General features: G+C 70.9%; 17 protein-coding genes and 1 pseudogene. 12 read left to right on the top strand and 6 right to left on the bottom strand.

What is annotated here, in order from left to right; translation table 11 throughout:
* Window positions 1-120: 120 nt before the first annotated feature.
* From QMG73_RS10150 to QMG73_RS10185, 8 genes and pseudogenes are all read left to right on the top strand, one after another.
* The gene (locus QMG73_RS10150) at window positions 121-1,239 is read left to right on the top strand and encodes a sensor histidine kinase (protein WP_281893989.1); all 1,119 of its coding nucleotides are present in this window, start codon (window positions 121-123) and stop codon (window positions 1,237-1,239) included.
* On the top strand, window positions 1,236-1,838 hold the full coding sequence (locus QMG73_RS10155; RefSeq protein ID WP_281893992.1) for a response regulator transcription factor: 603 nt from the start codon (window positions 1,236-1,238) through the stop codon (window positions 1,836-1,838). Before QMG73_RS10150 ends, QMG73_RS10155 begins: the two co-directional genes overlap by 4 nt.
* A gap of 47 nt (window positions 1,839-1,885) precedes the next feature.
* A complete protein-coding gene (locus QMG73_RS10160; protein WP_281893994.1) occupies window positions 1,886-2,221 on the top strand; it encodes a PadR family transcriptional regulator in 336 nt (111 codons plus the stop codon).
* Window positions 2,218-3,153 (top strand): permease prefix domain 1-containing protein, encoded by a 936-nt coding sequence (locus QMG73_RS10165; RefSeq protein ID WP_281893996.1) that lies wholly within the window; start codon window positions 2,218-2,220, stop codon window positions 3,151-3,153. The genes QMG73_RS10160 and QMG73_RS10165 overlap by 4 nt, the downstream gene beginning before the upstream one ends.
* A 5-nt stretch (window positions 3,154-3,158) precedes the next feature.
* Window positions 3,159-4,130, top strand: a complete 972-nt coding sequence (locus QMG73_RS10170) for an NAD(P)-dependent alcohol dehydrogenase (RefSeq protein WP_281894382.1) — start codon at window positions 3,159-3,161, stop codon at window positions 4,128-4,130.
* 439 nt (window positions 4,131-4,569) lie between these two features.
* Window positions 4,570-5,463 carry a hypothetical protein gene (locus QMG73_RS10175; protein ID WP_281893997.1) on the top strand — a complete coding sequence of 298 codons (894 nt, stop codon included), beginning with the start codon at window positions 4,570-4,572 and terminating at the stop codon, window positions 5,461-5,463.
* 210 nt (window positions 5,464-5,673) lie between these two features.
* Complete coding sequence (locus QMG73_RS10180; RefSeq protein WP_281893999.1) at window positions 5,674-6,723, top strand: PIN domain-containing protein; 1,050 nt, start codon at window positions 5,674-5,676, stop codon at window positions 6,721-6,723.
* A gap of 26 nt (window positions 6,724-6,749) precedes the next feature.
* A pseudogene (locus tag QMG73_RS10185) lies at window positions 6,750-7,436 on the top strand (DivIVA domain-containing protein); the annotation flags it as partial.
* 52 nt (window positions 7,437-7,488) lie between these two features.
* Here the strand turns inward: QMG73_RS10185 and QMG73_RS10190 are convergent.
* From QMG73_RS10190 to QMG73_RS10200, 3 genes are read right to left on the bottom strand one after another with little or no spacing between them, the layout of a single operon-like run.
* Complete coding sequence (locus QMG73_RS10190; RefSeq protein ID WP_281894000.1) at window positions 7,489-8,313, bottom strand: MerR family transcriptional regulator; 825 nt, start codon at window positions 8,311-8,313, stop codon at window positions 7,489-7,491.
* A gap of 34 nt (window positions 8,314-8,347) precedes the next feature.
* Window positions 8,348-9,250 (bottom strand): LLM class flavin-dependent oxidoreductase, encoded by a 903-nt coding sequence (locus QMG73_RS10195; RefSeq protein WP_281894002.1) that lies wholly within the window; start codon window positions 9,248-9,250, stop codon window positions 8,348-8,350.
* Window positions 9,247-11,412, bottom strand: a complete 2,166-nt coding sequence (locus QMG73_RS10200; protein WP_281894003.1) for an LLM class flavin-dependent oxidoreductase — start codon at window positions 11,410-11,412, stop codon at window positions 9,247-9,249. Before QMG73_RS10200 ends, QMG73_RS10195 begins: the two co-directional genes overlap by 4 nt.
* A gap of 146 nt (window positions 11,413-11,558) precedes the next feature.
* On the opposite strand from QMG73_RS10200, the gene QMG73_RS10205 reads away from it, so the two are divergent.
* Window positions 11,559-12,305: an SAM-dependent methyltransferase gene (locus tag QMG73_RS10205; protein ID WP_281894004.1), complete on the top strand. Its 747-nt coding sequence runs from the start codon at window positions 11,559-11,561 to the stop codon at window positions 12,303-12,305.
* Here QMG73_RS10205 and QMG73_RS10210 read toward each other — a convergent pair.
* A complete protein-coding gene (locus tag QMG73_RS10210) occupies window positions 12,291-13,124 on the bottom strand; it encodes an LLM class F420-dependent oxidoreductase (RefSeq protein WP_281894005.1) in 834 nt (277 codons plus the stop codon). The genes QMG73_RS10205 and QMG73_RS10210 overlap by 15 nt on opposite strands.
* Window positions 13,125-13,168: 44 nt before the next feature.
* On the opposite strand from QMG73_RS10210, the gene QMG73_RS10215 reads away from it, so the two are divergent.
* The 3 genes from QMG73_RS10215 to QMG73_RS10225 are packed head-to-tail and all read left to right on the top strand — an operon-like array spanning window position 13,169 to window position 16,048.
* Window positions 13,169-14,245, top strand: coding sequence for a SecDF P1 head subdomain-containing protein (locus QMG73_RS10215; RefSeq protein WP_281894006.1), 1,077 nt, complete (start codon window positions 13,169-13,171; stop codon window positions 14,243-14,245).
* Window positions 14,246-14,249: 4 nt separating this feature from the next.
* Window positions 14,250-14,810 carry a SigE family RNA polymerase sigma factor gene (locus QMG73_RS10220; RefSeq protein WP_281894007.1) on the top strand — a complete coding sequence of 187 codons (561 nt, stop codon included), beginning with the start codon at window positions 14,250-14,252 and terminating at the stop codon, window positions 14,808-14,810.
* Window positions 14,807-16,048, top strand: coding sequence for a hypothetical protein (locus QMG73_RS10225; protein ID WP_281894008.1), 1,242 nt, complete (start codon window positions 14,807-14,809; stop codon window positions 16,046-16,048). The genes QMG73_RS10220 and QMG73_RS10225 overlap by 4 nt, the downstream gene beginning before the upstream one ends.
* Here the strand turns inward: QMG73_RS10225 and QMG73_RS10230 are convergent.
* Both QMG73_RS10230 and QMG73_RS10235 read right to left on the bottom strand, forming a co-directional pair.
* Window positions 16,045-16,557: a helix-turn-helix transcriptional regulator gene (locus QMG73_RS10230; protein WP_281894009.1), complete on the bottom strand. Its 513-nt coding sequence runs from the start codon at window positions 16,555-16,557 to the stop codon at window positions 16,045-16,047. The two genes, QMG73_RS10225 and QMG73_RS10230, sit on opposite strands and share 4 nt — an antisense overlap.
* Window positions 16,558-16,644: 87 nt before the next feature.
* On the bottom strand, window positions 16,645-21,213 hold the full coding sequence (locus tag QMG73_RS10235; protein WP_281894010.1) for a DNRLRE domain-containing protein: 4,569 nt from the start codon (window positions 21,211-21,213) through the stop codon (window positions 16,645-16,647).
* Between the last annotated feature and the right edge of the window lie 205 nt (window positions 21,214-21,418).

Here is a 21,418-nt window from a genome sequence, read left to right on the forward strand (position 1 = left end):
TACCAGGTAGGGGTATCCAGACTCGCGGACCCGATGTGCGGCCGGTAGTGACGGATCCACACCTGGTCTTCTGACATTTGTCACGCGCGGACCGGGTCCCTGAGCTGCCAGAATGGCTGGATGCGGGTGCTGCGCTGGTACACCTGGTCGGCGGTGGCCGGCATGACGGTGGTCGTGCTCGTCCTCGTCACCGGCGGCTGGCTGCTCGACTCTGGGACGCCCGGGTGGGCGCGGGTGGCCGGCACCGCCGCGCTTGTGATGACGGTCGGCGCGACCGTGGTGCTCCTGAGCCGTCGCATAGCGGGCGCCGAGCCGGGCGCCGCGTGGCTCGGGACGGCGGGTGTCGGGGCCGCTGTGCTGGGTGCGGCCATGCTCGCCGACCGGAACGAGTTGTGGGCGGTCGCACCGTCCATCGTGGTATCGGTGGCGGCCACGTTTCTGCCGCCGCGACGCCAATGGGTCGCCATCGCCGTGGCGGCCGCCGCGCTGACGGTACCAGGGACGCTCGCCAGCCTGGCCACCGATGACGGTGAGTTGCCTTATGCGGCCGCGTTTCCCGCCGGTCTGCTGGTCTTCACGGCGTGGGTGACCCTCGGTCCACTGTGGGTGTGGGACGTCGCTGAGCGCCTGCACCGCGCGCGCCGCCTCGCGGCGGAGCTCGCGGTGGCTGACGAGCGGCTGCGGTTCGCCGCCGACCTGCACGACATCCAGGGGCACCACCTGCAGGTCATCGCGCTCAAGAGTGAGCTGGCGCAACGGCTGGTGGCGGCTGATCCGGCGCGGGCGGCCGCCGAGATGGCCGAGGTGCGGCGGCTCGCGGCCGACGCGCTGCGCGACACCCGCGCGCTGGTACAGGGGTACCGGCGCACGACGCTCGAAGACGAGATAGCCAACGCGACGCGCGTGCTCGCGGCGGCCGACATCGACGCCCGGATGGACGTGGCACCGGCCCAGGACCGGCTCTCCGACTCCGGGCGGCACCTGTTGGGACTGGTGATGCGCGAAGCGACCACGAACGTGCTGCGCCACAGCCGCGCGGCACACGCCACTGTGGAGTACCGGATCGAGGCCGACCGGGCGCGCCTGCGCGTGAGCAACGACGGCGCCGGACCACCCGGCACGCCCAGTGGTCTGGAAACCCTGGCGGCGCGGCTGGCGACCGCCGGCGGCGAACTGACCTGGAGCCACGACGGCGGCCGGTTCGTCGTCGCGGCGGCCCTCCCGGTGGGTGCGGCATGATCCGCCTGCTGCTCGCCGACGACGAAGACCTGATCCGGGGCGCGCTGGCGGCGTTGCTGGCACTGGAAGACGACGTCACCGTCGTGGCCGAGGCGTCGACGTCGACGGACGCCGTGCGGCTCGCCCTCGAGCACCGGCCCGACATCGCGGTGCTCGACCTGGAGATGCCACCGACCGACGGGCTGAGTGCCGCGACAGAAATCCGTGCCGCGCTCCCCACCCGGATCGTGCTGGTGACGCGGCACGCCCGTCCCGCGGTGCTGCGGCGCGCGCTGGCGGCAGGCGTCACCGGGTTCGTGCCGAAGACGACGCCCGCGAGCCGGCTCGCGGAGATCCTGCGGGATGTGGCCGCCGGAAACCGTTACGTGGACCCGGAAATCGCCGCGTCGGCGCTGACCGAGGGCGCCTGCCCGCTGACCGACCGGGAATTGGAGGTGCTGCGCGCCTCGCGAACTGGCGACTCGGTCAACGAGATAGCCGCGCGGGTTCACCTGGCTCCCGGCACGGTTCGCAACTACCTGTCCGCGGCGATGGGCAAGCTCGGCGTCAGCTCGCGGCACGCCGCCGCCCACCGCGCCTGGGAGGAAGGCTGGATCTGAGGGTGGCCGCTTTACAATAGTGTGCGCCACACAGTATCGTGTGATGCATGCCCGAAGATGAGCTGCTCGCCACGCACCTCCAGGAGCTGCGCCGGGGCACAGTCGTGCTCGCCTGCCTCCTCATCCTCCAGCAGCCGAATTACGGGTATGCCCTGCTCGACCTGCTCGAGAAGTACGGCTTCACTGTCGACGCCAACACCCTCTACCCGTTGCTGCGCCGCCTGGAGAAGCAGGGGCTGCTGACCAGCGACTGGAATACCGACGAGTCCCGCCCGCGCAAGTTCTACCGCACCAGCGCCGACGGCACGGCACTCGCACAGACCCTCAGCCACGACTGGGACGAGCTCGACGCCGCGTTCCGCAGCCTGAAAGGCGAGTCATGACCCTCACCGACCGGTACGTCGACGCGACCCTGCGCCGCCTGCCCGCCCGCCAGCGCCCCGACATCGAGCGTGAGCTGCGCGCCTCCATCGCCGACGCCGTCGACGACCGCGTGGACGGCGGCACCGACCCGAGCGCGGCCGAGCTGGCCGTGCTCACCGAGCTCGGCGACCCGCAGCGGCTCGCCGCCGGATACGCCGACCGGCCACTGCACCTCATCGGGCCGGCCCTGTTCCTCGACTACACGCGACTGCTCGCCACGCTTCTCGCGACGGTGCTTCCGGCGGTCGCGGCCATCGTCGCGCTGGTGCGCGCCATGGACGACGCGGACGCCGGCACGGTGGTGGCCGACGCGTTCGGCGCGACGTTCACCGCGGCCATCCACATCGGATTCTGGACCACACTGCTCTTCGCGTTCATCGAGCGCTTTCCGGGCCAGCACTGGGTGATCAACACTTGGACGCCCGACGCGCTCCCCGAGCCGCCGAGCCGCCGCCTCAGGTACACCGAACTGGTCCTCGAAACCGCCGCGACCGCGCTCTTCAGCGCGTTCATCCTCCTGACACCCGTGGTGAGCACGGAAAAGGACGCCGACGGCGACCCGATCGGCCTGCTGTCACCGTGGTTGTGGGACACCGGTGTCGTCTACGGCTTGATCGCGCTCGTCGTCGTGGCGCTCGGCTTCTCGTTCGCCCGGTACTACGGCCGTTGGAACGTGCCGATCGCCATCGGTGGGGCGCTCGCGACGATCGCGTGCTCGATCCTGCTGATCGCGCTCGGCGCCAACGACCGGATCCTGAACCCCGAGTTCATCGCCGCGGCCGGCTGGTCCGACGACGCGAACCGCTGGGTCTACATCGGAGTCATCGTCGCCGCTGTCAGCACGCTGGCGCACTCGGTCACCGAGGCCGTCAAGCAGGTCCGGAAGGGGTGACGGAGATGAAGGCGATCGTCTACAACGAGTACGGGTGCTCCGACGTGCTGCGGTACGCCGATGTGGACACCCCTTCGATCGGACCCGACGGCGTGCTCGTCCGGGTACGCGCCTCGTCCATCAACTTCGCCGACCACATCGTGATGCTGCACGGCTTCCCGAAGGTCGCCCGCCTCGCCACCGGCATCCGGCGCCCCCGGGTCAACATCCTCGGGCGTGACATCGCCGGCACCGTGGCCGCTGTCGGCGCCCGAGTCACCGGCCTGGCGGTGGGCGACCGGGTGCTCGGCGAGGTCAACCAGCGCGGTTTCGCCGAGTACGCCGCGACGCGGGCCACGCACCTGGGCCGGATACCCGACGGGACAACGTTCGAGCAGGCGGCCACGCTGCCGATCGCGGGCACCACGGCCCTCCAGGCGCTCCGCCTCGGCGGCACCGGCCCCGACAGCACCGTACTCGTCAACGGGGCGTCGGGCGGCGTCGGCACGTTCACGGTGCAGCTCGCCAAGGCACTCGGCGCCCACGTCACCGGCGTGTGCAGCACCCGCAACGCCGACCTGATCCGTTCCATCGGCGCCGACGAGGTCGTCGACTACACCCGCGACGACGTCACCAAACGCGCGGCCCGCTTCGACGTCATCGTCGACCTGGCCGGCGGATACCCGGTGGGAGCGCTGCGCCGGCTGCTCACCCCCGATGGCGTATTCGTGGCGTCCAGCGGCACGGGCGGCCGCGTGCTCGGCTCGCTGCCCAGGCTGGCCGCCATCGCCGCCACCGCACCGTTTTACCGGCGCCGCAAGGTGCGGGTCGCGGTCACCAAACGCAGCGTCGCCGACCTGGAGCGGCTGGCGGGAATGGTCGCGGACGGCACCCTGACGCCCGTCATCGAACGCACCTACCCCCTGAGCGAAACCGCCGACGCCATCCGCCACCTGGAAGCCAACCACGCCCAGGGCAAGATAGTCCTAATGATCTAACCCCACCCCGCGGGCGCCGCCCGCGCCGCTGGCGCCCGGGCCGCTGGCGCCCGCCTCGCCCGCCGATCAAGGGCAAATGCACGTAGTTGGATCTCATTTCCGCGTGCATACGCCCTTGATCCATGCGATTGCCCTTGATCGACGCGCGGCGTCCCTCCGGGCCGCACTCGCGACCGGCGTGTCCAAGGTGGAGTTGCGGACGTTCGCCGAGTTGTGCCGGCGGCGCGGTGGAACGCAGCACGGCGAACTCGTCCGGCGGGCGGGATCGGACCGATCGATCCGATATCGCAACACGCTCACTGGTACGCCGCCCACTCGCGCCAGACCACATAGGACCGAGTATCGTTGGCGTCCTGCGTCGTGAAATGTGCGGTGGTGACACACCTCACGCGCCGCCGGGAGTGCCGGATTAGACCCACATTTTGGCAGGCTTGCGGGCATGAGGATTCCATACATCGGTTCCGGGCCCTACTGCTACGCCAACTCCCTCGCGATGGTGATGGGCTCCCACGCGCCCGAGCCCTCGGCGATCGAGGTGCTCACCGGCTCTCCGTTCGGTGCCACATTCATCGCCGGCCTGCCGTACTTCAGCCCGGCCGGCTGGGATCCCGACATCGGGCTCACGCCCGCGATCACGGCGCTGGGCTGGACGTGCGATCGCACCGCCGGCGGGACCGCCACCGAGGCGATCGGCCGGCTACGCGAGGCGTGCGAGGCCGGCCCCGTGCTGGTCGGGCCGGTGGAATTCGGGCTGCTGCGCTACGTGCCGGGCATGGACGGGCCCATCGGTTCGGACCACTTCGTCGTGGTGCTCACTGTGGACGATGCGACGGTGACGCTTCACGACCCGCACGGCCATCCGTACGTGACGCTGCCACTGGAGGCGTTCGTGGCCGCGTGGCGGGCCGAGACCGTTCCCTATCCCTCGACGCCGTTCACCATGCGGGCCGGCTTCCGGCGGGTCGACGATGTCAACGCGGAAACGGCGCTGCGCGGCTCGCTGCCCGGCGCCGCGCGATGGCTGGACGCGTCTCCCGACGCGGGTGGCACGGTGGAGCGGATCGCGGATCTGGTCGCCGCCGGGCCCGATGCCCAGACGCACGGCCACCTCGTGCATTTCGCGGTGCGGGTGGGTGCCCGCCGGCTCGCCGACGCATCGGCCTGGTTGGGCCGGATCGGATACGACACCGCCGCCGAGATCACCGACGCGCAGGCGCGGCTGCTCGGCGGCGTCCAGTACGACCTGGTGGCGGGAGACCACCTCACCGCGGCCGCCGCGCTGCGCAAACTGGCGTCCACCTACGCCCAACTGAGAGCGGCGTTGGCACGTTAGAGAGGTCCAGGATGGAGGCGGCGTCGAGCAGCGGAACGAGTCGCCAGACAACTGCGTGACCGCTACGGCGTACACGTCGAAATGCTGGCGGCGGACCTGAGGGAACCGGCGGGCCGTGCCGTGGTCGCGGCGCGGTTGTCCGATTCTGATCCTGCTTTGGCCGTGCTGGGTCGACGGTCCGGCGCGCCGCTGGGGCGTAGGCTGACTCGCGTGGATCAAGAAGATCGCATCGCCCTGTTCCTGGACTACGAGAATCTCGCGCTCGGGGCGCGCGATCGGGGCGGCATGACGTTCGACTTCCGGCCGATCGCCGACGCGCTCGCCGAGCGGGGGCGGGTCGTGGTGCGCCGCGCCTACGCCGACTGGTCATTCTTCGACGAGGATCGCCGGATGCTGACCCGGTCGCACGTCGAGCTGATCGAGATGCCTCAACGGATGGGTGCTTCGCGCAAGAACGCCGCGGACATCAAGATGGCGGTCGACGCGGTGGAGTTGGCGTTCGAACGCGGCTACATCTCGACGTTCGTCATCTGCACGGGTGACAGTGACTTCACCCCGTTGGTCCACAAGCTACGCGAGCTCAACAAGCGCGTCATCGGCGTCGGTGTCGAGAAGTCCACATCGGCCTTGCTGCCGCCCGCGTGCGACGAGTTCCTTTACTACGACCGGTTGGAGGGCGTCGACCTCCCGGCCGCGCGCGTCCGGCGTGCCCGGCCGGCACGTCCGCCGGAGCCGGATCCGCGGCAGGTGGAAGAGCCCTCGGCTGAGGAGCCGGCTCGCGACGTCGACACGCTGTCCGTCCTGGTTGCCCAGACGGTGGCCGGCCTGCAGGGTAGTTCCGGCGGTGCGGTGACCGCTTCGACGCTCAAGCGCACACTGCTGCGCAAGGACCCGACGTTCAGCGAGTCCGACTACGGGTTCCGCACGTTCGGCGAGTTGCTCCGGCACCTTGCCGAGCACAATGTGATCGATCTTGGCGAGGGACCCGCCAAGGGCGACCCCGAGGTGTCACTGCCCGAACACGGCGATCGGGAGGTGGCGTTCGCGCTGTTACGCTCCGTGGTGGCCGACCTGACCAGCGGCAAGAGCGCGGTGGCGCTGTCGGGCCTCAAGAACCAGGTGCGCAGGGCGCGGCCGGACTTCAGCGAGAAGAAACTCGGCTACCGCAGCTTCCTTCAGTTCTGCAAGGCGGCCGCCACGAACGGGTCGGTGCGCCTGGAGTGGAGCCCCGAGGCCGACGACTATCTGGTCACGGCATAAGCTGGCCGCTGACCTGAGGAGTTCCGATGCCGCTTACTCCGGCCGATGTGCACAACGTCGCCTTCAAGAAGCCCCCGATCGGCAAGCGGGGGTTTGACGAGGAAGAGGTCGACGCCTTCCTCGACGAGGTCGAGCGCGAGCTCGCCCGCCTGATCGAGGAGAACAACCAGCTGCGCGCGCAGGTAGAGCGCGGCGGCTCATACGGTGGCCTGCCGGGCGGCTCGGACGACGAGCCGCGGATGGTCGCGGAGTTGAGCCGGATGAAGTCGCAGCTCGACCGCGCCCAGCGCGACGCGGCGGCCGCCGACCAGGCGGCGCGGGCCATGCAGTCCGAGCTCGACCAGGTGCGCGGCATGGGCGGTCCCGCCGGTGGCGGCGCCGACAGTGACCAGGCCGTGCGGGTGCTGATGATGGCGCAGCGCACCGCCGACGACCACGTCGTCGACGCCCGGCGCGAGGCCGAGGGTGTGCTGTCCGAGGCGCGGGCCCGGGCCGCCGAGGTCACCGGCGACGCGCGCGCCAAGGCCGACGCGCTGGAGCGCGACGCGCGCCAGCGGCACCAGGAGGCGATGGGCGGCCTCGACGCGAAGCGCAGCGCGACGCTCAAGCACATCGAGGAGCTCGAAAACTTCGAGCGCGAGTACCGCACGCGCCTGATGGCGTATCTGGAGAGCCAGCTGCGCGACCACGGCGCCCCGGGGCAGGCCCAGGAGCAGATCGGCTCCTGATCCCCCGGGTGTGCGGTGCGCGCCTTTCATCGACCTTTCAACGGATCGATACCTGGAACTCGTGGACCCACTTGCTGGGGTCGTCAGGGTCGAATTCCAGGCACACCTCGCGCGCGTAACCCTCCATCTTGTAACCGTTGTCGTCGATCCACTGGGCCAGAGTGTGCATGCTGCGGTCGGCCTCGTCCATCGCACCGTGATGCACGATCGTCGCCGCGTTGGGCAGCTCCGGCAGGTCGAGCACGGCGAAGTCGTAGCCCGGATCGGGCTCGACCGCCACCGCTACCGCCGCGTGCACGGTCACCGCCTCCGGCGACTCGGCGGGCGCCGCGGCGTAGTACGCGATGGGTGGTCCGGAGATCTTCACACCCGCCATCCCGAGGCGCCGGAAAAGCTCGTCGTACAGCGGCTGGATGACCGGCCCGATGTCGCTTCCCTCGTAGCTCGCCGCGACCGCCGCCAGCTCGGCAACCCGTGTCCGCGGCACCTGCTTGACCACCACGTCGTCCGTACTCATGCGTCCCTCCCTCTCGATGGTCCGGAGCCTCGCCTCGACGCTTGCCAACCGGGCCGCGTCGGCCGCCATCTGCTCCTGGAGCTGAGCCCGGCGCATCCGCAGCATGCCGCGCAACTCGTCGGCGCCGAGCTTCTCGTCGAGAATCGACTGAACCCGCTGGAGCGTGAACCCGAGATCCTTCAGCGCCAGGATGCGGTTGAGCCGGCGCAGCTGCTCGGCCCGGTAGGACCGGTATCCGCTGCCGGCGTCGACCTGCGCGGGGACGAGCAGCCCGATCGCGTCGTAGTGACGCAGCATCCGGACGGACACCCGGCCCAGCTTGGCGAAGTCTCCGATACTGAACACGCTCTACACGCTCCCCCCTGACACGGTGTCAGAGTCAAGCCGGGTGGCGGGCGGCGTTGACGAGGGCCCGGGTCGCGGGGGCTACCTCGGCGGCGTAGCGCTCTATGGTCGCGGTGTCGTCGGTGGCCAGGATGAAGGCGGATACGCCGTGTTCGAGGGTCAGCTCGGCCAACTCCTCGGCCCATTGGTCGGGCGGGCCGTCGAGCGGGCCGCGGCTGGTCGGGGCGAAGCGGCCGCCGATGTTCAGCAGCCGGCGTACCGCTGACGGGTCGCGGCCGGCGCTGGCCGCGGCGTCGTCGATGCGGGCGTTCAGGTCGCGCAGATCGTCGGGGCCGCCCTTCAGGTACCCCAATGACGGGAGCCAGCCATCGGCGACGCGCCCCGTCAGGGCGAGCATCTTCGGCTTGTACGCGCCGACCCACACGCCGATGTCGTGCGCCGGGGCGGGACCGCGCTTGGCGCCCTTCACCGTGTAGTACTCGCCGTCGACGCGTACGCCGCCGGGCTTGCCGGCCGCCCAGATCTCCCGGATGACCGCGATGGCCTCCTCCAGCGCGCCGACCGACTGGCCAGGAGTGAGGCGCCGCCCGCCCATCGACTCGATCGCGTCCCAGAAGCCGCCCGCGCCGATGCCCAGTTCGAAGCGTCCACCGGAGAGCAGGTCGAGGCTCGCCGCCGCGCGCGCCAGTACGGCCGGCTGCCGCAGCGGCAGGTTGAGCACGTTGCCGCTGACCCGTACCCGCTCGGTGCGAGAGGCCACATAGGACAGTAGCGTCCAGGTGTCGTGGAACCGGGGCTGATACGGGTGATCCTGGAACGTGACCAGGTCGATGCCGGCCCGATCGGCCACCACCGCCAGGTCGACGGCGTGCGTGACGGGTTGGACGGACGGCGTGACGAACGTGCCGAACAGCAGATCGTGCCCGTAGTCGGTCATTGTTTCCCCACCGGAATGTTGAAGTTGTCGCGGAAGACGTTGTCGGGGTCGTAGCGGGCCTTGAACTCGCGCAGCCGGGCCAGCGTCCGCGGCGGGAAGGCGTCCGCGATCCGCTCGGGCCGCTGGTCGGTTTCGAAGCTCAGGTACAGGCCATCGAAGTGCCCGCGTATCGAGTCCCACAGAACGTCAAGGCGCCGCCTGTCGGTGCCCATCGCGGTGACCTGGAAACCGGCGTCGCGGTGGGCGTACGCGGTGGCGTCGGGCTCGATGTCGGCGATCGCTCCGCCGACGGTGCGCAGCTGGTACCAGTACACGTCGCCACCCCGCAGCAGGTCGGCGGAGACGGCGGCGAACTCGGGTGTGATCTCGCGGATGAACGCCGACCGTGAGATCGGCTCGCCCCGCCCCTGGTGATCGCTGTCGGGCGCCATGCCCATCACGGCGGCGTAGGGCGCGATCACCACCTCCTGCTGGTACATGGGCGCGAGCTCCGCGAACGGCTGCAGCTGGGCGATCACCGTGTCCGGGTCGGCGGAGTCGACCATCCCGTACAGTTGCGCGACCGCCGGCTGACCGCGCCGGGGCGGGCTGACGAGCAGGAACGGCGTGGTGTCGCGGGGCGTGGCCGCGACGGTCTCGCCGAAGCGGCGCAGGAACCCGGCCACGTCGGCGACGGCGAACCCCAGTTGCGCCCAGCCGACCTCGCGCACCTCGTCCGCCTCGAACTCGAACGAGGTGACGATGCCGAAGTTGGCGCCCGCGCCGCGCAGCGCCCAGAACAGGTCTGGATGCTCGCTGGCGCTGGCCCGCACGGCGGTGCCGCCGGCGAGCACCACCTCGGCGGCGCGCAGGTGGTCGATGGTCAGCCCGTACTTGCGGCCGAGGAACCCGATGCCGCCCGCGGTGGCGAGCCCACCGACGCCCACGCCGCCGTAGTCGCCCGAGCTGATCGCCCAGCCGTACGGGTCGAGAGCCGCCGCGACCTGCTTCCACCGCGCGCCCGGCTCGACCCGGACCCGCCGCGTCGACTCGTCGAGCACCTCGACGCGGTCCAGTGTGGACAGGTCGATGACGATGCCACCGTCGTTGGTGGACCGTCCACTCATACCGTGGCCACCGCTGCGGATCCCCATCGGCAGCGCGGGATGCCGCCGGGCGAAGGAGAGCGCCTCGACCACCTGTGCGGTGTCACGCGGCCGCAGTACCAGGCCGGGCGTCCCGCCACGCATATAGGTGGAGCGCACGCGCGAGTACCCGATGTCACCCGGCTCGACGGCCGTGAGCGACGGTGGCACGCCGTCGTAGTCGATGCCCTGGCGCCGCTTGGCGCGGACGCGCGCGCTCCGCCCGCTGGCCGTGGTGCCGGGGGTTGCCGCGCGCAGCGCGGGCGCGACCTCGGAGGCGAACCGTTCGAGGGTGCCGGCGTCATCCGTCATGAGGATGAACGTGCCGACACTGTCCTCAGTGGCCAGTGGGAGCAGGTCTTCGACCCACTGCTCGGGCGGGCCGTCGAGGAAGCCGCCGCGACGGTCGGCGAAGCGCCCGGAGATGTTGACCAGCCGGCGGATCTCGGCCGGGTCGCGGCCCGCCTCGACCGCCGCCTCGTCGATTATCTTGTTGCCGGCACGCAGCTCGCCCGGGTCGAGGTAGCCGAGGGTGACAAGCCAGCCGTCCGCCTTCTGGCCGATCAGCCGGAGCATCCGGCGGCGGCGCGCGCCGAGCCAGATCGGGATGTCGTGCGCCGGTGGCGTGCCGTCCTCGAAGACGCCCCGGATGACGTCGATCGCCTCGCTGAGCGCGTCGACCGCCTGCCCTGGCGCGAGCCGCCGGCCACCCATCGCCTCGATCGCGTCCCAGAACGCGCCGGCGCCCAGGGCCAGCTCCAGCCGCCCGCCGGAGAGCAGGTCGAGGCTGGTGGCGGCGCGGGCGAGCACGGCGGGGTTGCGCAGCGGGACGTTGAGGACGTTGCCGGCGAGGCGGACCCGCTCGGTCTGGCCGGCGACCCAGGACATCAGCGTCCAGGTGTCGAGGAAGGCCGGCTGGTACGGGTGGTCCTGGAAGGTGACGAGGTCGAGGCCGAGCTCGTCGGCGCGGCGCGCGAGCGCCACGGGCACCTGCGGCGCCGCGTTCGTGGGAGTGATGAACGCCCCGAACTCGACCATCGAACACCTCCGAAAATGTGTTGTCAAACAGACCATATGTCAGATAGACGATCGGAACGATATGACGTGTGTCATGGAACGTGTGTCATGGAACAGGACCGGAAAATCGCTTGCTGGCGGGCGCGGCCGCTCGTAACGTCGCCGTCTTGGACCTGCCACGAATCTTCACGATCCGGGAGAGCACTCACCGGGTACTCAACCCGTTCACGCCGGAGAAGCTGGCCACCCTGGGTGCCGCGATCGGGCTGCGGCCCGGCGCCGCGCTGCTCGATCTCGCCTGCGGCAAGGGCGAGCTGCTGTGCACCTGGGCCCGCGACCACGGCACCACCGGCACGGGCGTCGACATCAGCACGGTGTTCCTGGCCGCGGCCCGCGACCGCGCGGCTGAGCTCGGCGTCGCCGACCGGGTCACCTTCGTCCACGGCGACGCCGGCTCGTACGTGTCCGAGCAACCGGTCGACGTCGCCGCCTGCATCGGGGCGACCTGGATCGGCGGCGGCGTCGCCGGCACGGTGGCGCTGCTCGAACGCAGCGTGCGCCCGGGCGGCACGATCCTCATCGGCGAGCCCTACTGGCGGGCCGAACCGCCCAGCCAGGAGGCCGTCGAGGCGTGCCACGCCACCTCGCGGGACGACTTCTCGTCGCTGGCCGGCCTCGTCGAGCAGGTGCACGGGATGGGGTACCACCTGGTCGAGATGGTGCTCGCCGACGAAGACAGCTGGGACCGGTACGCCGCCGCGCAGTGGTTCAACATGCGCACCTGGCTGGACGCGAACCCCGACGACGAGCTGGCCGGCGAGGTACGCGCCGAGCTGGTCGCCGATCCGCTGCGCCACGTCCGGTACCGGCGGTCGCTGCTCGGCTGGGGAGTCTTCGCGCTACGAAAGCGATAGCCGCTCGGCGAACTCGGACAGGTCGTCGGTCGAGCCGGCGTTCACCACTATCCGGGTGACGCCCTGGGCGGCGTACGCCTCGACGCGGTCCTTCGTCATCTCCGCCGACCCGAATCGCGTGTGCTCCAACGCGTCCGGGTCACGACCGGCCTCGGCGGCGGTCGTGCGGGCCAGGTCGCGCTGGATCGCGTACTCGTGCGGGGGCATCCCACCGGGGAAGTACCCGTCACCGCGGCGCCCGGCCCGGCGCGCCGCCGCCCGGCTCGATCCTCCAATGTGGATCGGCAGGGTGCTGGCCTGGTACGGCTTGGGGAAGCTGACCAGCCGCTCGAAGTCGAAGAACTCGCCGTGGAAGCTGACGCCTTCCTCGTCGCCGGCCCAGATCAGGCGCAACACGTCGATCGCCTCGTCAGTGCGGCGGCCGCGGGTGGTGAAGTCGACCCCGGCGGCCCGCGCCTCGCCGGGCAGCGCGCCGACCCCGACGGTGAGCAGCCGCATCCGGCCCTTGGACAGTACGTCGATGGTGGCGAGGCGCTTGGCGAGGATCACCGGGTGGTGGTACGGCAGCAGGAGCACGCCGGTGCCGAGCAGGATGCGGTTGGTGGCGGCCGCCACGAAGGCGAGGCAGTCGAGCGGGTCGCCGTACGGCAGCGTCGGCGGCATCTCCCAACCGCCGATGGTCGCGCCCGGGTACAGCGCGATGTGCTCGGGCATGTACAGCGCTTCGAAGCCGCATTCCTCCGCGTGCCGGGCGAACTCGACCATGCGGTCGGGGTCGACTCCGTGGAGGGGCGTGCTGTAGCTGACGGCGAACCTCATGGAGATCAACACTAGCGGTGGACACCGGTGCCTAGACTCGGCGCGTGTCCGAATTGCCGCAACCGCCGCCATCCCCGCAGCAGCCGCCGCCCTCGGCCAACAGTCGCAACCTCCTGATCGTGCTCGGCGCGTTGGGCGCGGCCGTCCTGGTCACGGTGGTGACGTGCGGCATCGTGGGGTTCGTGTTCCGCGACCGGATCTTCGACCTGGGTGATCCGGGTAACACCACGCTCACCGTCGAGGCGGTGACCGCCGGAGGCGGCGCACCCGACCGGGACGCGCTCGAGCGCACCCGCGACGTGCTGGCCGACCGGATCGAGGCGGCCGAGTTCGACCGGCGGTCGGTGGAGATCGACGGCGACCGCCGGCTGGTGCTCACGGTCGACGGCACGGGCAAGGAAGATGTGCTGCGGTCCCTGGCCGGCACCGGTGACCTGCGCGTGCGCCGGGTGCTCGGCACGGTGCCCGACCAGTCGACGGGCGGCGCGCCGGCGGTGCGGCCGGACACCGGCCCGGTGCCCAGTCGCGAGGAGGTTGCCGCGCGACTCGGCAGCGCGTACCAGATCGCCCAAGGGATCGCGGCGCCCGGCACGCTCGATCCGGCGACCACGGCGGCGCTCGCGCCCTTCGCCAGCCTGACGCCGGCGCAGGTGGCGGCCCTCCCGCCGGCCATGCAGTACGCGGTGCCGACCGTCACCTGTCCCCAGCTGGCCGCCCGGCCGGCCGGCTCGACCGCCGCCACCGACCAGCTCGTCGCGTGCGCCCTCGCCGAGCAGCCGACGAAGCACCTGCTGGACGTCGCCAAGGTCAGCGCCGAAGACATCGACGGCGCCGAGGCGACCCTCGACAAGTCCACCGGCGAGTGGATCATTATGATCAACTTCACCGGACCCGGCCAGCAGCGGTGGACCGACCTGACCAGGGAGGCGTTCACCGCCGGCCAGGGCAACAACCAGATCGCGATCGTGCTCGACGATGCCGTGATCTCCGCACCCGAAGTGCTCGACGTGCTCACCGGCAGCACCCAGATCAGCGGCTCGTTCACCCGTGACAGCGCGATGGCGCTGGCCGCCCAGCTCGACTCCGAACCCCTGCCGCTGGTTTTGCGTCCCGTCGACTGACGGCGTGCAACAGTTCGCCGCACCGGCGCGTCCAGTGTTCGTGGAGGTGGCCATGAACGGGGCGGACGGGCGCTTTGAGGACTTCGTCCGGGCGCGTTGGGCGGCGCTGGTGCGGTACGGATACGTGCTGAGCGGCAACCCGCACGACGCGGCCGATCTCGCGCAGGAGGCGCTGGCCCGGCTGGGCTCGGCGTGGACGCGCGTGCAACGGCGGGACGATCCGGAGCGGTACGTCCGCACGACCATGGCCCGGCTGCACATCAGCTGGTGGCGGCGACGACGCCGGGAACGGTTGGTCGGTGAGGTGCCGGAGTTCGGGTACGCCGACGGCGCGTTCACGGCGGTCGAGGGCGACACCGGGCTGTGGCGAGCGCTGGCCACGCTGCCGAGACGGCAGCGGGCGGTGCTGGTGCTGCGGTACTACGAGAACCGCACCGACGACGAGATCGCCACCCTGCTGGGCATCTCGCGCGGCACGGTGCGCAGCCAAGCCTCCCGTGGACTGGACAAACTGCGTGCGAGCTGGTCAGGCCGCACGGAGCACGCGATCGGGAGGCAATCATGAGTACGCATCTGGAGGACCGGCTGGCCAGTGTCCTCACCGACGCTGCCGAGGCGGCACCGGTGCCCGGGTACGACCCGGTGGAGGCGGTGCGCGGCCGGCAGCGGCGCCGCCGGAACAGGCACGCGGTCGTGGCGGCGGCCTGTGCGGTGGCGGTCGCCGCGGCTGGGTCGGTGGCAACCGTACGGCTGGCCGTGCCCACTGTGGACCATCGGGTCGGCTCGGTGGCGTCGCCGGACCGGATCCCGGACTTCGCCAACCTGGCCAGCCCGGAAAAGGTGTGGCCGCGCGCCGTGCACCGGCTGCCGGCGACGCTGCCGGACGGCTCCGCGTACACCGTCGCGCAGGTGCTCGGCGACGGCAGGTACCTGGTGCTGACGGGGGAGGACACGGTGGCGCCGTCGGTGTATGACCAGCGGGCCGGCACCGTGACCGCACTGGCCACCGCCGCGCCGTTCGACGGGCTCGCCAGGCCCGGAACGCGTATGGCCCGGGCGATCGGCGACCGTGCCGTGTGGTTCGTCAGCGGCTTCCGGAACAACAAGGGGGTGAGCGAGGCGTGGACGGCGCCGCTGCGAGGCGGCACGCCGGTCCGGCTGGTGTCCATGGCCGAGGGCGTGGGACCCCGTTTCATGGTCGCGGGCAACGGCATCGCCTGGGAGAAGCAGCTCTCCGACCCGAGCGCGCCCGGCGGCATCTCCAGCGTGATCCGAACGGTATCGCTGGATGGCGGCGGGGTGCGCGACGTCCCCGGCACCAAGGGCTTCACGCTGGCGCAGGTCGAGCCCTGGGTCACCTCGCAGCGGATCGCCACCGGGCTCTACCCGAAGACCAGCGGTGAAATGCTCAACGTGGTCACGGGCGAGCGACGGCGGTGGTCCGCGAACGACAAGGTCCAGTTCCTGCGGTGCGGGCCAACGTGGTGCTCCGGCGACGGGTCCGGCGGGGTCGTGCTCCAGAACCTCGACGGCACCGGGTACACCGAGCTGGGATACGGCGGCAGCCTGGAGCAACGGATGGGTGGCCGGCTGGCGGTCGGCACACTCGGCCTGCCGGACTGGCGTGGGGGGATGATCTGGGACCGGACGACCGGACGCGCCGCGCGGTACACGACGCCCAAGCCCGCGGGCCGGATAACTGTCGTGAACGCAGTGATCAACTCGGACTCCGAGCCGCCGGTGCAGATCTGGCTGCCGGATGACAAGACGATGATGGTGCTGGACCTGACCGCGATCCGCTAGGAGTGGGTGGGTGGGCCGCCGGTCAGGCGGCCCACCGCCACGCCCAGCTGGAACCGGTTGCCCACACCCAACCGGTCCATCAGGACCCGCAACATCGACGAGACGGTGCGCGGGCTCACGCCGAGCCCGCGCGCCGCGCCGGCGTCGGAGTGCCCGGCCGTCAGGAACGAGATCAGGGCCCGCTCCCGCGGCGTGAACCTCGGCGCCCCGGCGCCCGGCGGTGCCGGGCGCCGGGCGGGGTGCTGCCCCTCGCGGTCATTCAGCAGGGCAAGCAGCCTGTCCGGCGGCTCAGCCCGCCAGCCGGGCTGGCCGGCGTCCGGCGGCGCGACCGCCCCCCGGTAGGCCAGCTCCGCCAGCGCCTCGCCGACCTGCGCGACCGGCATGCCCAGGTCAGCCGCGACCGCCGCGACGCGCCCCCGTCCGCGCCGCAACAGACCGCGGTACACCCGGTCCGCCTCGACCGAAAACCCGTACCTGACCAGCGAGACAGCCGCCGGAGCCCGCATCATGACCGCCACTGCACCCCCAAGCGCCGAAGCTGACCCGAGGATCGCAGAGACCGCTTACAGATTCCTTTCACGGACCTCTCATCGCCCTCACAGGCGGGTGCGGACGTACCCCTGAAGCCCCTCGTTGCGGATCCCCTCGCCCTCGCAGTCGTTCATCACCGACGGGAAGTGCTCGCCTGAGCTGAGGATCAGGCAGCGGTAGATCGCCCGCGACGGCACGCCCGCCGGCGGCTGCGTCCAGATCCAGCCGAGCGGCCGGAGCACCTTCTGGCCCTCGCAGTTCGGGTCGAGCGACAGGAACTCGTCCCAGTTCAGCTGGCAGCTCATGAGGATGCGCGTGTTCGGCTCGTTGGTGAACGACAGGTATCCGAACACGCCCTCCATCCGGTAACCGGACGGCAACGCTCCGCTGCTGCCGCGGTGGTCCATGCCGCGAATGGTGCGGGCCAGCGGGGCACGGGACAGCAGATATCCGACCGGACCGCCGTCGATAGCTTCCTGTCCGTCGCAGTGGTGACCTGTGTACCGGTCACCACTGGAGGTGTACCGGCACCGGTAGACGGCCACCGTGACGAGGCCCTCGGGTTGGGCCTGCCAGATCCACCCGAGCCGGGCCACCCGCTGCTTGCCTTCGCAGGCGGCGTCCAGCGAGTTGAACTCGTCGGTGCCGTCGAGGCAGGAGTACAGGGGCACGGTGCCGGGCTGCTCGACGAGCGACACCTGACCGAGCGGCCACTGTGGACGGTACTCGGACGGCGGCGACAGCGTCGTGGTCCAGCTCTCCCAGTTCCCGTAAGCCTTCTGGTACCAGGTCAGGCCGGCGTACGGCTGCACGTGGCCGAGCAGCAGTTCCACCGTCTTGCCCTCGCAGGCCGCGTCGAGGGAGTCGAAGCGCTCGCCGGACGCCTCCTCGCACCGGTACAGCGGAGCGGTCACCTGCCCGGCCGGTGGTTCCTTGTAGATCCAGCCGAGCGTGGTCATCTTCGTCTTGCCCTCGCAGTCGGCCGCCGTCGAGCTGAACACGTCGGAGCCGTCGATGCACTGGTACAGCGCCGTCGTCCCCGTCTCGAAGGCCATCGGAAGGTGCCCGAGCGGCTGCTGCGGCCGGTACCCGGACCACACCGTCCCGTTGGTGGTGAGGTGCTCGCCGGCACCGTTGACGAACCGGGTCAGCTGCCCGTACGCCGGCCCTCGGTTGCTGACCGGGGTGGCCAGCGGCTCCACCGACGCCTGGTGCACGTCGATCGCCCGGTCGCACCCATCGGTGCCGGGGCACTGGCCGCGGTGGTCGATCTGCCCGTCCACCACCTCGTACAGGGTCTCGTTGGCGTACTCGCGGGCCCTGAGCAGCGTGCCGTGACGCGGCGCCTTCGGCGCGGCGTCGACAGAGGACTGGTACGTGGCGGTGGGCGCGCCGCACAGTCCCAGCGAGCACGGGCCGAGCGGCAGCGGGGCGCCACCGGCCATCTTGTACACGACCCGGCTGTCGGTGGCCCACACGGTGGCGCCGTCGGCGAGCGTGGTCAGGTCGGTGACGCGTACCGATCCGGCGCCCGCCTCGACGAACGTGGTGCCGACCGACTGGTGCACGCGCATCTGAGCGCCCGCGTCCGGCGCGTCGTAGAAGTGGTACACGTCGGCGCGACCGTCCAGGTTGGTGTCCGCCCCGAACAGTCGCATCCGTCCGAGGTCGGCCCAGCCACCCGCCTTGTACCACCACATCTGCGGCCCGCCGAACGACGGGCCGGTCGACGGGAACACCCACAGCCGGTACTCGCCACCGGCGTACATGTGCAGGTTGGCCACGTCGTCCTTGCCGTCACCGGTGAAGTCGCCGCTGACGAAGTCTCCGGCGTGCGAGCACCAGTTCCACTTGCCGCTGTCGAAGCGCTCCGCGAAGTCGCCGATGCGGCTGCCGTCCGACATGGCGACCCACATCCGGGTCTGGCAGTCGCCGTAGTCGTAGAAGTGGGCGACGTCGTCCTTGTTGTCGCCGTTGAAGTCACCCATCACCATCTTGATCTTGTTGGCGTCCGCCCAGCCCGCCGGGTGGTCGTGGGTGAGCTGGGCGCCGGCCATGGTGATTTTGCCGGGGTCGGAGACCGTCGTGCCGTTGCGGGTCACCGCCTGGCAGTGCGGCGCGGGAATGCCCGTGCCGGCGCCGGTCGTGTTCGAGAACCACGTGAAGATGTTGTACTTCGCGCCGCCGTAGTCGTAGATGGCGGTCAGGTCGTCTTTGCCGTCGCCGTTGACGTCGGCGCCGTGCAGGCTCAGGCTCCGTGCCACGTCCCAGTTCCACTCGCCGCTGTCCCAGCGCGGGGTGTTGATGGTGCAGTACCCGGTGCCGTAGGACGGGAATATCCACAGTGTCCCCCGCGCGTTCCCTTCGTTGCGCAGCACCGCGATGTCGTCGAGCCCGTCGCCGTTGAAGTCGCCGCGGGCGGATCGGATCTTGTTGACGGCCCAGGCGCTGTTCTGCCCGGTGCGGTGGGTCAGCGACGAACGGTAGAACACACCGTTGGCTCGCGCCTGGCTGATGGAGAAGCCGGTCTCGCCGTACCCGAGATCCTCCACGCTGACCGCGTCGGCGCGCCCGTCGCCGTCGACGTCGCCGCGCACCTTCTTGGGCGTGACGGTGGAGCGGCTGGTGCCGAAGGAACGCGACGTGGGCGTGCCCGGGTACCGGTTGCCGGCCCGGTCGACGCTACGCACGAAGAGGCGGTTGCTCTCGGCGGGCCCGTCCTGCCACACGGTGATGGGCACGGTCGCCTTGCCGGCCGCGTCGGCCTTCACGTAGTTGGTGGTGTTGGCGTCCCAGCCCCAGTAGTACCCGGCGACACCGGGCTCACCGTTGGGTTCGAACGTCACGTCCACCTTGGTGCCCACCGGCACGCAGCAGTCCGCCTCGCCGGGCAGGCCCGCGCCGGTGATCACCGGTGCGATCGCCGGTGGCACGGTGTCCACTTCGAACTCGCAGTACTCGCTCCACGGCCCGGTGTTCGTGCCGTCGTCGGCGAGTACCCGCCACTTGTACCCGCCGTCCGCCTTGATGTCCCAGGTCTTCACCGACGCCTGCGTACCGTTCGGGCCCCAGCCGGTCTGGTGGTGGATGATCGGGCCGGCGCCGTTCTGCGCCCACCACTCGAAGCGGCCGAACACGTTGGTGCCGTCCGGGTCCGACAGGTTGGCGCGCAGCGTGGGCGTGCGGGTGTTGATGACGGGCCGGCCGGCGCCGCGCACGCACGGCATGTTCGGCTCGGTCGCCAGGTTGTAGGCCGGGTTCGGGTAGCTGTTGTACTCGGTGATGAGCACCGGGTTGGGGTCGAACCGCTTCCACGAGTAGGTGGTGTCGCCCTCGTTTCCAGCCTTGATGCCGAAGTGGGTGTTGGGCCAGCCGCCGGCCGCGGCCGACTGCGCGGCGGAGAGCGCGTTGAACTCGATGGCGCCGGCCGGGCAGTTGGAGTTGTAGCCCTTGGCCCAGTTGCGCCGGTCGGTGTAGCCGCCGTCGAACCAGGTGTGCGAGTTGCTCCACGTGGTGCCGGCGTCGAAGGGCGGGATCACGCGCAGCTCGACGGCGCCGCGGTCGCCACTGGTGTCACAGGAGGAGGCCCGGGTCTCCCAGATCTGGAAGGTCGCCTTGGTGACGTTCTTGCCGTACAGCGCGTGCGTGTCGACGCGGAACATGGCCCGGTACTTGACGTACTTGCCGAGGTACGAGTCGTAGACGTGGCCGGACTTGGCACCCTCGTCGCGCCCGTACGCCCAGTAGGACTGGCCGGGCCAGTGGTTGCCCTCGATCATCGTCCAGGCGAGGTTGCCGCCGGTCCACGGTGGATCGATGTAGACCGGGTACCGGGTGTCCTTCGCGGCGAGCAGCCCGCGGTCCGGCTTGAGTGTCAGCTTTTCCTTGGCGATGGTCATCGGCACCGCGACGCGCTTACGCCCCGGTCCGCCCTCCGGGTGAGAGTCCCACATGTAGGGGGAGCCGCCGGTGAACAGCACCTTGCCGCTCGCGTCGGTGGCGCGGGTGACGCCGCCCTTGTCGGTGGCGAACGTGACCCCGGTGCCGGTCAGTCCAAAGGAGACGGTGTGCAGTGCCGGGTTGGCGCCGGCCTCCCGGTTCTTCACGACCAGCGCGTGGTACACGCTGTCGGCTTCCGCCTTGACCTGGAGGTCGACGCCGGGCAGCACGTCGGGGTACGTGGCCGTGTGGCCGTCGAGCACCGGCTCGGGCAGCCGGCCGGGCCAGGTCAGCGCCAGCGAGGCACCGCCCTGTCGCAGGGTGAGCAGCGGCGTGCCCTCTCCCCCGGCGGAGAACGTGACCGCCAGCGGCGACGCGATAGGCGCCACCGTGCCGTTCGGGGCGCGGCGCAGCGTGGTGTCGACCGGCACCCACCCGCCGCCACGTCGGATCCGCACCGGCACGGCGTGCTGCTCCATCGTGAAGGTGCCGTTGGGGTTCGCGCGCACCTGGCGGGTCTCGGTGGTCAATGTGGACACCTCGACGGCACGCCGCTCGGCGCGGGCCTTGGCGGCCGCGGCGGGCTCGTCGAGGAGGGCAGCCGGCTCTTTCTTCAAGTCCGGCTGGCTTTTCGTGTCTGGCCCGCCGAGACCGGCCACGACGAGCGCGATGGCCAACGCCGCGCGTAGCTTCATCGGGTACCCCCAAGGTGCGCGCCGCCGGAGTGCACACCGCATCCAGCCAGCGCGCGGACGCTATGAGCAGGCGATCCGGCGGGGCAACCGGCACTCGGGCCCTTTGCCGTTCCTGTCCCCATTTTCTGCGTGTTACCGCAGCGTGAATACGCAATCACGGCTCGGATAGGCAGCGGCCGTGTCTACCGTACCGACGCCCGCGCCA

Source organism: Phytohabitans aurantiacus, assembly GCF_027923225.1.
GTDB lineage: Bacteria > Actinomycetota > Actinomycetes > Mycobacteriales > Micromonosporaceae > Phytohabitans > Phytohabitans aurantiacus.